This is a genomic window from Gordonia desulfuricans NBRC 100010, from assembly GCF_001485495.1.
Taxonomy (GTDB): Bacteria; Actinomycetota; Actinomycetes; order Mycobacteriales; family Mycobacteriaceae; genus Gordonia; species Gordonia desulfuricans.
On the sequence record NZ_BCNF01000172.1, the window covers coordinates 1 to 13,225 of the forward strand.

Genomic DNA, 13,225 nt, shown 5'->3' on the forward strand with positions numbered 1-13,225 from the left:
CAGACTCGCCGAGCAACTTCGCCGCACTGAGGATCCCGCAACCAGGCAACGCCACCAGCGACGGCACCGCCGCCGTAACCAACGCCGACAGCTGCTTGTGGACCTCGTTGATCTCCACGGTCAACGCCGCGATCGCAGCCACCTCCTTGATCGCCAACAGCACATCGACAGCGCCGCGGTCACAGGTCTGCAACCAGGCTGCGAGGAGCTTCTGATGCTTCGCCCGGTTCAAACCCCCTTTCTTCACTTCGTGTTCGGGATCGATCGCATGCACCCGCCACAACACCCGATTGATCTTCGAAGTCCGTTCGTGGACAAGCGATTCCCGATAATCGGTGAGTGCTTTCACCGTGTAGCTGACCTCGTGTTGCGAGGCGATCGGAAGGTTGGGTTCACGCGCAGCAGCCCGGGCGACGGCCAGAGCATCGATCGGATCGGACTTACCTGGTTGACGGCCGGTCTTGCGGTGCTCGGCCATCAGATGCGGGGCCACCCGCACCACTTTCTGGTTCGCGGTCAGCAGGTCACGTTCGAGGAGCGCCGACATATTGCGGCAGTCCTCGATCGCCCACACCAAGTCGGTACCCAACGTGGCATGGGCCCACCGCAGAGCGGTCTGGTGACCGGTCAGCGGTCTGGTGACCGGTCGTGGTGGCGGGCACGGTCACGGTGCCCAGTTGTCTGCCGGCGGTATCGACGGCGACGAATGTGTGTGAGCGCTTGTGTACATCGGCGCCAACGATGATCATGGAAGATGCCTTTCTGTCGAACGGAATGGTGACAGTCGGGCCGGCCGGTAGGACATATCTCAGTGGGGGCGGTTGCCACGCTCCTATCAAGTCACATCCGGTCGGTCCGTCCACCCGGGCATCGGCAGAATGAGCCATGACCAATCCCCAACAGGTGTCGGGAACGGTCAACCAGCAACAGAGCCAGATGCCCGGTGGACTGAACACAACCACCAACTTGGTGGCCCCACAAGAGTGACACTGAAATCATCGTGGTGGGCAGCGCTCGTCGTCGGTCTGGAGGGTAACGCTCGTCGTCAGCGTGGTGGACAGCGCTCGTCGGTCGGTGTGGTGGATGTGGCCGGTCAGCTACTCATCACCCGGCACGGGCCCGTCGACTCGCGGACGACGAGTTCCACCGGGAACTGGACCGAGCGGGCGGCGGCGCCGGCCGGGTCGTCGAGGATGCCGAGCATGAGCCGGGCGGCCTCGGCGCCCATCGCGTGGTGGTCGACGGCGACGGTGGTGAGCGCCGGGGACATCAGTTCGGCGCTCGGGACGTCGCTGTAGCCCACCACGCTGATCTGTTCGGGGCAGGGGATCTTCCTGGAGCGCAACTCCTTCAGCACGCCGAAGGTCACGAGGTCGTTGAATCCGACGATCGCGGTGCAGTCGGTGGTGTCGAGCAGGTGGATCGCGGCGGCCCTGCCCTGCTCGGCATCGATGCGGTCGATCGTCACCACGAGCGAATCATCCTCGGGTAGACCGTGATCGGTCATCGCGTTCCGGTAGCCGCGTCGGCGCGCGACCCCGGTGCTGACCGTTGCGGGACCGGCGATGTGGGCGATCCTGGTGTGTCCCAACCCGACCAGATGGTCGACGATCAGTCGCATGCCGCGGTCGTCGTTGCTGATCACCTCGGGGTTCTCGCCGTTCGGGCAGGCGCGCAACAGGTTCACCACCGGTGCCACCTTGGCGAACCGGGCGGTGCCGTCGGGGTCGCCGACCACGGAGGTGGTGACGATCAGCCCGTCGACGTGGCGGGCCTCGAGCGTGCGCAGCTGGGCCAGCTCCCGGGCGGGATCGTTGTGGGTGTCGACGAACAGGGTGGCGTAGCCGGCTGCGGTGGTCACCTCGTCGATACCGCGGAGCAGATGGGCGAACAGCGGCACGGTGAGGTCGCCGATCACCACGCCGATGGTGTTGCTGCGTGAGCTGGCCAGGCTGCGCGCCATCGGATTGGGCAGGTAGTGCAGCTCGTCGGCGGCGGCCAGCACACGCTCGAGTGTCTCGGCACTGACCAGATGCCGGGTCCGCTCGTTGAGCGCGCGTGACGCCGTCGCCGGGTGGACGTCGGCGAGCTTGGCGACGTCGGCCAATCGGGATCGCACGGACACGCCCCTCCCCTGCTCTCGGTCCGCTGAATGGTCCTCATCGTACCGCCTCGGCCGAGTTAATGCGAGCGTTTGCATACAGGTGGAAGCGATGCGGCATTGACAGCAAGCGCTTGCATCGGCATGCTGAATGCGAGCGCTTGCAGTGGTCTGGCACACACTGCGGCCCCGAACTCCGACAGCCGCCCAGGAGAACCGATGACCACCGACCTGATGCGACCCGAGGCCTTGGCCGAGGCCGTTCTCGAGAGCTTCGAACGCACCGAGAACCCACGACTCAAAGAGGTCCTGCAGAGCCTCACCCGGCACCTGCATGCCTTCGTTGCCGAGGTCGACCTCACCTTCGAGGAGTGGGAGACCGCGATCGACTTCCTCACCCGCACCGGCCACACGTGTGACGACGTCCGCCAGGAGTTCATCCTGCTCTCCGACGTCCTCGGTGTGTCGATGCTGGTCGAGACGCTCAACGACATCGAGACCCCGGACGCCACCGAATCCACGGTGCTCGGACCGTTCCACATGGTGGAGTCGCCGAAACGTGAACTCGGCGACAATGTCTCGCCGTCGAGCGTCGGACAGACCTGCGTGGTGCACGGCACCGTCCGGGCCGAGGACGGTACCCCGGTGCCGGGTGCGCTGGTCGACGTCTGGCAGGCCGACGCGGACGGCTTCTACGACGTCCAGCAACCCGATCTGCAGCCCCTCGGCAACGGCCGCGGCCTGTTCACCACCGACGACCAGGGTCGATTCGCCTTCGAATCGATCGTCCCGGCACACTATCCGATCCCGACCGACGGTCCGGTGGGCGAACTGCTCGCCGCCACCGGCCGGCACGCCTACCGGCCCGCGCACATCCACTTCATCGTCACCGCACCGGGATTCCGGGAGCTGACCACCCACATCTTCGTCGACGGCAGCGAGTACATCGACTCCGATGCGGTGTTCGCGGTCAAGGAGTCGCTGATCCGGTCCTTCGTCCCGTGCCCCGCAGGCACCGACAACCCGTGCGGTGTCACCGGAGAGTTCGTCGACGCCCAGATCGACATCACCATCCACGCCGAAAGCGACGACGAGAACTGATGCAGCCCTTCAGCTATGACGCCCTGCCCATGCGAGTTCGCTTCGGCGAGAAGGCTCTCGAGCAGCTGCCCGGTGAGCTCGAGGAACTCGGTGTCAGCCGGACGGTGGTGCTGACCACCCCGCGCGAACAGGCCTTTGGTGAGCAGGTCGACGAACTGCTCGGACCCGTGGGGCTGGGGGTGTATCCGCATGCGGCGATGCATGTCCCGGTGAGTACGGCCGACGCGGCCTGCGCGTACATCGCGGAGGTGGGCGCCGACAGCGTCGTCTGCCTCGGCGGCGGTTCCACCGTCGGGCTCGGCAAGGCCGTCGCACTGCGCACCGGGCTGCCGATCATCGCCGTGCCCACCACATATGCGGGCTCGGAGATGACCCCGGTCTGGGGGCTGACCGAGGACGGGATCAAACGCACCGGCCGCGACCGCCGGGTGCTGCCGACATCGGTGATCTATGACCCGACGCTTTCCACCGGGCTCCCCGTGGAGGTGTCGGTGACCAGTGGCTTCAATGCGATCGCGCATGCCGTCGAGGGCCTCTACGCCCCGGATGCGTCGCCGATCATCTCGCTGATGGCGGCCGAGGGTGTCGCGCACATGCTCACCGCACTGCCCGCGATCGTCGCGGATCCGGCAGATCTGCAGGCCCGCTCGGATGCGCTGTACGCGGCGTGGCTGTGCGGCGCGGTGCTCGGCGCCACCACCATGGGCCTGCACCACAAGCTCTGCCACATCCTCGGCGGCACCTTCGACCTGCCGCACGCCGACACCCACTCGGTGGTCCTGCCCTATGTGATGGCGTTCAACCTGTCGGCCGCACCGGCCGCCGACGACGCCCTCGTGCGGGCCACGGGTACGGACTCGCCGGCCACCCTGGTCCGCGAACTCGAACAGAGCCTGGGCATTGTCGGATCGCTGGCCGAACTGGGAATGCCCGAATCCGGGATCGACGAGGTGATCCGGCAGGCGCTCGCCGCGCCGTACAGCAATCCGCGGCAGGTCACCGAGGCCGACCTGCGGACACTGGTCACCGCGGCATTCACCGGCAGCCCGATCGGCTGACCCCCGACCTCCCGGTCAGCGTTCGCGCCGGTTCGGATCGGGCCGGTTCAGTCGGCGATGTCGAACCCGGCGATCACCTTGGTCGGCTCCAGGCGCACCACCAGCTCACCGGGGACGGCATTGCGGTTGCCGTAGTCGTCGGCCCGGTCGGCGCCCATGTAGCGCGCCGCGATCCGGGTGGCCGTGTCGAGCAGATCTGCCGGGTCCTCGCTGATCGTCGCGGTGCCCTGCACCTGCACGAACGAGAACGGTGGACGCTCGTCGTCGACGAGGATGCAGATCCGCGGATCTCGGCTCAGCGCACGGCCTTTCGCGGTCTCGGAGCCGGTGTTGAAGACCAGCACACCGTCGTCGACGATGAACCAGACGGGCGCCACCAGCGGGCGTCCGTCGGCGGCGACAAAGGCGAGTTTGCCGGTGCGGGTGCCTTCGGTGAGGAAGTCGAGGACGGTGTCGGTGAGGTCGGCGTCGGCCATGGACCCATCATGCCCGCCCGGGCCGCGGGTCCGCCATCACCACGGGCGACTATCGCATCAACCGGTCGTAGGTGGCGGTGAGCATCTCCACCAGCACGTCGAGGATGGTGCCCAGGTCGGCGGGTTCGGTGGTGCCGATGTCGACGTGCTCGGTGGCCACCGACAGCAGATACCAGTCCACCAGGAGCTGGGTGATCGCGCCGATCAGCCCGACCGCCGCCAGGCGCTGCACCGGACTGGGCGCCCGCTCCCCCATGATCAGGGACAGCAACAGCTGGGCCCAGTCGTGGATGGCGCGCATCCGCACCGACTCGACGGTGGGGTCGACGCCGACCACCTCGAAGAGGATGACGCGGGCGCGCCGCGGATCACCGGAGAGCGTGTCGAGGAAGGTGCCGAGGATGGCGCGGGCCGCCGGGGTGACGTCGTCGGCGGCGATCGGGTGTCCGTCGTCGAGATACCCGGCCGCGGCGGTCAGCACCTCTGCCCGCGCGGTCGTCACGCACTCCTCGTACACCGCCACCAACAGGGCCGTCCGGTCGGCGAAGGACTCGTAGAAGTAGCGCTGGGTGAGGCCTGCGTGGTCGCAGACGCGCTTGACCGAGACGTTGGGGTACCCGTGCTCCCCGAACAGGTCCAGACCGGCCTCGACGAGCTGGGCGCGCCGCCGGGTACGCCGTTCGTCGGCGTCGGCCCCGCCGTATCGGCGTCCGCCGGCCACGTCGGTGGTGGGCTCGGCGGTCATCGCGGCTCCTGGACATGTCGGCGGGATCGTGGACACCACGATATCTGACAAGCTATCGTGTCACATAACAATCTGACATGCAGGAGTGTCAGATGCTCACCCGGAGGTGGCCATGCTGGATCTGCTACCCGAGCCGATGCGTGAGCCGACGCTGCTCGCCATCCCGTTCTTCCTCACGCTGCTCGTCATCGAGTGGGTCGCCGCGTGGAAACTCGACGACCATGACCGGCCCGACCCCGACGAGGTCCGGGCCGACGACGGGCGCGCCCATCCCCCGGTGGGCGGCTACGAGACGCGCGATGCCCGGGCCTCGATCTCGATGGGTCTGGTCTCGATCGCCACCAGCGCCGGCTGGAAAGCCCTCGGCCTGCTCGCCTACACCGCGATCTTCGCCTACCTCGCCCCGTGGCAGCTCCCGGCCTCCGCCTGGTACACGTGGGTGATCGGGTTCATCGGGGTGGACCTGCTCTACTACTGGAACCACCGCATCTCCCACCGCGTGCGGCTGGTGTGGGCCACCCACCAGGCCCACCACTCCAGCGAGTACTTCAACTTCGCCACCGCACTCCGGCAGAAGTGGAACATCAGTGCGGCCCTGGTGATGTGGCTCCCCCTGCCCTTCCTCGGCATCCCGCCGGCAGTGGTCTTCGCCTGCTACGGCCTGAACCTGATCTATCAGTTCTGGATCCACACCGAACACATCGGAAAGATGTGGCGGCCGGTCGAATTCGTGTTCAACACCCCGTCGCATCATCGGGTCCACCACGGCAGCGACGCCGACTACCTCGACAAGAACTATGCCGGTGTCTTCATCCTGTGGGACCGGATGTTCGGATCGTTCGCGGCCGAGACCCACCGTCCCACCTACGGATTGACCAAACCCGTCGGCACCTACAACATCTGGACGCTGCAGACCCACGAGTACGTCGCCATCGCCCGCGACGTCCGCGCCGCAGATCGGTTGCGGGACAAGCTCGGATACGCCTTCGGTCCACCCGGATGGGCGCCCGCCGACGGCCGGTCAGTCCGCGCCGGTACCGGCCTCGTTGAGTCGGGCGAGTAGCTCCGACAGCAGCGACTCGGCCCGATCGCCGGGGATGACGTCGAGCAGTGCCATCACCGGTGCCAGCTGCTCCGGCAACGCCGCAGCCCCCTCGCCGCCGCCGAGCCCCAGTGACACCAGGATCTCCTGTGCCGCATCCGATCCCAGACGGCCGGGTTCGCCGAGTGCGGGGATCGCCGTCGGCAGCTCCGACAGGTCGATCGGCGGGGTCCCGCGCACGGCGTCGGCGGCGGCCCCCAGGGCGGCGCACAGCTCGTCGACCACACCGTGGGTGACCGGGGTGACGGTCAGATGGGTGGTGTGCCCGAGTTCGGGACCACCGGTCTGCCGCAGGCCGGGTTGTGGCTGCAGGACGAAGCCGTGCTCGCGCACCCGATCCGCCCACAGATGCGGATCCACCCGATCCGGTTCCGGGCCCGCCGGATCGGCGCGGACGGCGAGCAACGGACCGGTCGGGTCACCGACCACCTCCAGACCGCCGATCCCGTCGATCCGGTCCCTCAGGCGCCGGGTGGCGTCCCGGGTGCGGGCGGCGAGTTCGGCGAAGCCCTCGGTCCCGAGGTACTCCACGACCGCCCACGCCGCCGCCAGGGACGTGGCCGAGCGGCTGCCCAGCATGGTCGGGTTCACCACCGGATAGCCGGGCCACGCCGTGGTGGCGAACCCCGCCGCCCGCTTGGCGTCACGGTTGGCGAACAGCAGCACCGACGCACCCTTGGGGGCGTAGCCGTACTTGTGCGCATCCATGGACAGACTGGTGACCCCGGCGACCCGGAAATCCCAGGGCGCCACCGCATCAGCGCCGCTCTCCCAGAACGGCAGCACCCAGCCGCCGATACATGCGTCCACATGCACCGCGACGCCCCGTGCCGCGGCCACCGGGGCGACGGTGGCGACGGGATCGAGTCCGGCGAAGGGATAGTTCGGCGCCGACAACACGACCAGTGCGGTGCGTTCCGACAGTCGCCCGATCACCTCCTGCGGATCCACCGCACCATGGCCGTCCACCGGGACGAGGTCGAGCTCGACGTCGAAATAGGCTGCGGCCTTGTGGAAGGCGGCATGCGCGGTCACCGGTGCCACCACCACCGGGTTCCCGGTCGCGGCATCGGATGTGGCCGCGCGGGCCGCCCGCCACCGATCCCGTGCGGATTTGACCGCGAGCAGGCAACTCTCGGTTCCGCCACTGGTCACCAGACCCACCGCCCGCTCCCCCGACGGCAACCGGTCGCCGTGCACCAGGCCCGCGGCGAAGTCGATGAGCCGCTGCTCCATCCGGGCCACCGACGGGAACGTCGTCGGATCCAGGCCGTTGAGCGACTGCACCGCGGCGGCCGCCCGGCGGGCGAGCTCGTCGAGTTCGGCCAGACCCGGGTCGTACACATAGGACAGCACACGTCCGCCGTGGGTCGGGGCGTCGTCGGCGCGTAACCGCTCGAGCCGGGCGAGGATCGCGTCGATGCGGGGTGATTCGGTCACAGGGTCTCCTTCTCCGCAGACGGTGTGGCGTCGATATCGCTGCGCCGCAGCGGATATCGTGCGATCAGCAGCAGGCTGACCAGGGTGAGTGCGGCCGGCACCACGCTGAAACCGCCCACCATCGCCACGATCGCCGAACGGGGTTGGTGCACCGCTGAATCGGCATCGGAGGAGATGTAGTCACCGAGGGCGAGCAGCACGGTGAACACCACCGCACCCAGCGCCATCCCGCTGGTCTCCCCGGCGGTCCACACCCCGCCGATCACCCCGGCGGTGGACTGGCCGTGCCGGCGCTCGTCGTGGGTGATCACATCCGGCAGCATCGCCATCGGCAGCGACTGCATACCCGCATAGGCGGCACCGGCCACCCCGATCGGGAGGTACACCCACCCGCCCGGCGACCACCACAGCCCGATCAGGCAGAGCGTGGCCACCGCGAAGAGCACCGACGCGGCAGCGAATCCGGCCTCCTTGCCGATCCGCCGGGAGAGCATGCCCCACAACGGTGCACAGATCAGGGCCGGTGCGATGAGGGCGGCGAACAGCCCGGAGATCGCGGCCTCGGAATCGAGCACCCAGGTCGCGATGTACTGGGCGCCCGCGAGCATCAGCCCGGTCGCCAGCCCCTGCAGGACGAACGCGCCGAGCAATGTCCGTAACGGTGCGCTCCGGCGCAGCACCGCCAGTCCGGTCCGGTACCCCTCGCCCACCACCGCTGTGCCGGCGGCCTGCGGGTGCGTGGTGGTCTCGGGCGGACGGGCGTCGTCGGCGGTGCGGGAGGCGACCAGCATGGCCGCACCGATCACCACGCCCGACACCACCGCCATGATCAGATAGCCCACCGCCGGTGACCCGCCGAGTTCCCGCAGCGCCGGCCCGCCCGCACCGAAGGCCAGGATGCCCACGGTCAGCACCGCCACCCGCACGGTCAGCAGCCGGGTGCGCTCGTCATAGCGGTCGGTCAACTCCGCGGGCAGCGCGATGTAGGGCACCTGGAACAGGCTGAACGTGGTGGCCGCCAACAGGAATGCGATGGTCACCCACACCGCGGCCGGCCCGCCGGCGAGCCCGGTCGGCACCGCGAAGGTCAGCGCGAAGAAGACCGGCAGGGCCAGCGCGCCGATCGTCATGAATCGTCGGCGCGAACCACGTTGTGCGGCATCGTGATCGCTGAGCGCACCGATGGCCGGGTCGATCAGCACATCCCAGATCTTGGCGATCGCGACGATGGCGCCGGCCGCCACCGCGGCCACCCCGAGCGTGTCGGTGAGGTAGTAGACCAGCACGAGTCCGGGCAGTGTGGCGAACCCGCCGGTGCCGAGTGAACCGAGGCCGTAGCGGGCCAGGGTGGTGCGGCGCAGCGTGCCCTGCGGGCGCGGTGACGTCATCGGGCGGTCCCGACGATCAGCTCGTCAGTCCCACCTTGGAGATGGCCACTTGATAGCCGCTCGACCCGCTGGGCAACGAGGTGATCCAGATCAGCAGATCCCTGGCGGGCTTCGGATCGGTGACGGTCAGGGTGGTGCTCGGCCGGTCGACGGTGCCCGATGCCACCTCGGTGGTCTGGCGCAGGGTGGCGTCGGCCGACGTCGCGGTGCGCACCGAGACGTCGAAACCCGGTGTGGTGGTGGTGATGGTGACCGTCTTGACGGCCTGTTCGGAGCCGAGGTCGAACATCAGGCCCAGCCCGTCCTTGAGCCCGGCGAACGCCGCGGCCCGGTAGACGTCGGAGCGCCAGCCCGGCGGCGTCCCGCCGAGGATGTTGCCCACCAGGTCGGGATTGTCACCGGACTGCCCCGAGTAGTCCACCAGCGTCACCGCGGCCGGCGCGATCGCCCCGCCCGCTCCGGTGGTGGCAGCGGTGGTCGGTTGCTGTGCCGACGCCGACTCCGACGTGGTGGGTCCCAGGAACGTGCCGATGTCGCTGTTGTCGTCGCCACCGCCGAAGACGCCGGTCATCCACACCACCAGCGCGATGATCACGAAGATCACCAGCAGGGCCGCACCGGCGAGCAGCGGTCCGGTCCGGCGGTTGCGCTCCGGTTCGGTGGTGCCGATCTTCGGCGGCGGTGCCATCGTCACCGGGGAGTCGTCGCGGCCGATCGCGGGCAGCATGTCGGTCTTGAGGTCGACCACGGTCGCCTGGTCGAGGACGTGCTGCACCGTCGCCGCGGTGCGGATACCCCGGGTGCCGTCGAGGGCGCGGGCGGCCACCGCGGAGATCTCGAACGGGATCTCCGGATCCACTTCGCGTGGCTCGATCGGTGCGTCGTCCTTGCCCGGGATGGCGGCCGGCAGCCCGTCGACGGTGTCGGTGGTGTCGGTGGTGGTGGTCAGGCGTGAGCCGGTGACCGCGTCGAGCGGCCAGCGCTGCAGCAGCAGCGCGTAGAGCACCGCACCGAGACCACGGACGTCCGACGACTGGTCGTCACCGGCGAGGGTGCCCGGGAAGGCCAGCACGGCGTTGCCGTCGGTGCTGATCCGGATGCGCGAGGGATGGTCGATCGACAGCGCACCGCCCGACCGGTGGGCGGCCTCGGCCGCGGCGGCCAGGGCGCGCACCGCGCGGGCGGCACCGATCGGTGACGGATGGGTGCGTGCAACGTCGACCAGCGACGAGCCCTGCACCCACTCGGCGACGACGATGCCACCGGACGAGCCGCGCACCACGTCGAGGACGCGGGCCACGCCGGCCGACGAGATCTGACCCAGCCGCAGCGTACGGGTGAGGACCGCCTGGGGACCCTCGTCGGTCTCCTTGGCGGTGGTGTCGCGGCCGGCCGGCGGAGCCAACTGTTCGGCGTCGACGAAGGTCAGGGCCACCTCGCGGTCGAGGTTGATGTCCTGGGCCTTCCAGAACTGCAGTCCACGGGTGCCACCGTGGTGCTCGAGCAGCCGGTATCGGCCACCGGCGACGGCAGCGCCCGGGACCAGACGCGGTCCGCGGCGGCGTGGTGCGACGACCGGCTCGGCCCGATCGGGATCGGGCACGACGGCGGCCGGCGGGGCGCCGACCGGACCGGGGACGGCCGGGTCGGGCCGGGGAGCATCGGACGTGGAGATCGGGGTCCCGCTGACCTCGGGACGATCCGGGGTGGTGTCGACACCGCTGTCACTCACGTGACGCGCTCCTCTCCGGCGATAACGCATGTCCGGCGGCCGATGCGACGGCGACCAGGCGGTGACACCGGTGCCGCCCGCGGCTCCGCCGGAATGCACCGAATACGACTGCCAGGTCGCGGTCCCGCGATCGAACCGCCGGAGTACCTGTACCTGACCAGAGTACGGGAGCGATTCGTCGGTCGTGATCCGTGGAAACTGAACCGTGATGGTCGGCGCGGACGGGGTCTCCGGCTCGTCCTTCGGGGCCAGCGAGGGCACGAATCGGCCCAGCATACGGCGCACCGAGTTCATGATCGCCACCACGTCGCGGACCCCCGCCGCGGCGAGCCCGGCATAAATCACGCCGAGTACAACGATCGCGGTCAGCACCAGATAGGCGATCGAGCCGATCTTGCCGTGCTGCGTCGCGAGATCCAGCCCGGCGAGGTGGGCGATGAACCACACCACGAAGGCCACCGACACCGATACCGCGATCGACACGATCGTGGTGTAGCTGACGTCGGCCAACCGGGCCGGTTTCTCCGGCGTGCTCAGCCGTGCCTTGAGCAGGTAGTGCCCGACGACCGCGCCGACCAGGTAGCCCAGACCGTTCGACAGCGCCAGCCAGCGCACCACCAGCTCCGGGTCGCTGAACAGCACCGGACCCAGATACGACGCGGTGACCTTCACCGCGGTGATACCGAGCACCATCAGCGTCGGGGTCCAGGCGTCCTCGCGGGCATAGAACACCCGCAGCTGCACCAGCGTCATCGCATACGGGATCAGGGTGAACGCACCCCAGGCGAGGGTCGAACCGAGCTGGGAGGCCACGTCGGCGTCGAATCGGCCGAAGTTGAACACGGCGACACCGATCGCCGGTCCGAAGAAGGTCATGTACGCGACGACCGGTACCAGGGCGACCATCGTCAGCCGCGTCGCCAGGGACATGTCGTCGACGACGGAGTCGGTGTCGTCGGCGGCGGCATTGCGCGACAGCCGCGGCATGATCGCGGTCAGGATGGTCACGCCGAGCACGCCGTACGGCAGCTGCAGCAGTTGCCAGTGGGTGGCGTAGACCGAGATACCGGAGGCGTCGGCGTGCGCGGCGATGCGGTAGGTGACCACCAGGCCGGCCTGCAGGATCGTCACGTACAGGACGATCGCGACGGCCATGTTGCCGAACCGCCGCAACCGGGCGTCCAGTCCCCACTGCAACTGCAGCTTCACACCGGCCTTGCGCAGGTACGGCACGAGGACGACGGCCTGTACCACGACGCCGAGGGTGGTGCCGATGCCGAGTACCAGCAGCTGCGGATCGGTCATCCGCAGCGGGTTCAGCGTGATCTCGCCGGGCATCAGCGCGTACAGCACCAGGGTCGCGATCTGCACGACGTTGTTCATCACCGGCGCCCACGCACCCGGTTTGAACAGGCCCTTCATGTTCAGGATCGCGATGAACAGCGCCGAGAGCCCGTAGAACAGGATCTCCGGTAGCAGCAGATAGGCGAGCGCGGTGGTCAGTGGTCGGTTGACGTCACCGTCGCCGACGTTGAGGTAGGTCAGCAGGGGTGCGGCGATCAGCGCGATCACCGTGGCGCTGCCGAGGGTGACGAGCGTGAGGGTGAAGATGCGGTTGATGAAGCCGCGTCCGCCGTCCTCGTCCTCCACCTCGGCACGCACCAGCACCGGGATGACGATCGCGGTGAGCACGGCACCGAGGACGACCTCGGCGATCATGCTGGGCAGCACATACGCGGCCTGGAACGCCGACGCGATCGCCGGGCCGAGCATCGCCAGCACCAGGATGGTGCGGACGAATCCGGTGATCCGGCTGGTCAGGGTGGCCAGCGCGATCGAGCCGCTGGTCCGCAGGATCGACGAGTCGGAGTCGCGGGCCAGGCCGTCGGCCGGGGAATCGTCGTCGCCGACGGCGTCGGAGGTCTGCTCCAGCACCGACGACACGGCCCGGGCACTGCCGGCGTCGGGTGCCTCGTGCTTGTTCTGGTGTGCCTGCGGCTGGGGTTTCCGGGTGCGCGCCGCGTCGGTTCCGGCCCGGCCGGACAGCGGTGGCGCATCGGCGAGCGGACCCGACAGCGGCGT

10 protein-coding genes are annotated in these 13,225 nt (G+C 69.0%); 3 read left to right on the forward strand and 7 right to left on the reverse strand.

Annotation, left to right across the window (positions count from 1 at the left end; translation table 11 throughout):
• The coding region (locus GD1_RS22625) for an IS110 family transposase (RefSeq protein ID WP_157079595.1) at window positions 1-574 on the reverse strand (574 nt) is incomplete at its 3' end.
• 519 nt (window positions 575-1,093) lie between these two features.
• A complete protein-coding gene (locus tag GD1_RS22630; RefSeq protein ID WP_059039737.1) occupies window positions 1,094-2,125 on the reverse strand; it encodes a LacI family DNA-binding transcriptional regulator in 1,032 nt (343 codons plus the stop codon).
• Window positions 2,126-2,320: 195 nt separating this feature from the next.
• Between GD1_RS22630 and GD1_RS22635 the strand changes: the two genes are divergently transcribed.
• Complete coding sequence (locus tag GD1_RS22635) at window positions 2,321-3,202, forward strand: dioxygenase family protein (protein WP_059039740.1); 882 nt, start codon at window positions 2,321-2,323, stop codon at window positions 3,200-3,202.
• Window positions 3,202-4,260, forward strand: a complete 1,059-nt coding sequence (locus GD1_RS22640) for a maleylacetate reductase (RefSeq protein ID WP_059039741.1) — start codon at window positions 3,202-3,204, stop codon at window positions 4,258-4,260. Before GD1_RS22635 ends, GD1_RS22640 begins: the two co-directional genes overlap by 1 nt.
• A 47-nt stretch (window positions 4,261-4,307) precedes the next feature.
• Here GD1_RS22640 and GD1_RS22645 read toward each other — a convergent pair whose 3' ends face one another.
• Together GD1_RS22645 and GD1_RS22650 are read right to left on the reverse strand one after the other, a co-directional pair.
• On the reverse strand, window positions 4,308-4,736 hold the full coding sequence (locus GD1_RS22645; RefSeq protein ID WP_020791512.1) for a PPOX class F420-dependent oxidoreductase: 429 nt from the start codon (window positions 4,734-4,736) through the stop codon (window positions 4,308-4,310).
• Window positions 4,737-4,785: 49 nt separating this feature from the next.
• Entirely contained in the window at window positions 4,786-5,481 is a 696-nt protein-coding gene (locus tag GD1_RS22650; protein ID WP_174519098.1) for a TetR/AcrR family transcriptional regulator, read from the reverse strand.
• 112 nt (window positions 5,482-5,593) lie between these two features.
• Here GD1_RS22650 and GD1_RS22655 point away from each other — a divergent pair, with 112 nt between their 5' ends.
• Entirely contained in the window at window positions 5,594-6,544 is a 951-nt protein-coding gene (locus GD1_RS22655) for a sterol desaturase family protein (protein WP_053777291.1), read from the forward strand.
• On the opposite strand, the gene GD1_RS22660 is transcribed toward GD1_RS22655, so the two are convergent.
• The 3 genes from GD1_RS22660 to GD1_RS22670 form a co-directional block, all read right to left on the reverse strand.
• Window positions 6,503-8,023, reverse strand: coding sequence for a pyridoxal phosphate-dependent decarboxylase family protein (locus GD1_RS22660; RefSeq protein WP_059039743.1), 1,521 nt, complete (start codon window positions 8,021-8,023; stop codon window positions 6,503-6,505). The two genes, GD1_RS22655 and GD1_RS22660, sit on opposite strands and share 42 nt — an antisense overlap.
• Entirely contained in the window at window positions 8,020-9,411 is a 1,392-nt protein-coding gene (locus GD1_RS22665) for an MFS transporter (protein ID WP_059039745.1), read from the reverse strand. Before GD1_RS22665 ends, GD1_RS22660 begins: the two co-directional genes overlap by 4 nt.
• A gap of 16 nt (window positions 9,412-9,427) precedes the next feature.
• On the reverse strand, window positions 9,428-13,225 hold a 3,798-nt coding region (locus GD1_RS22670), incomplete at its 5' end, for a murein biosynthesis integral membrane protein MurJ (RefSeq protein WP_059039747.1).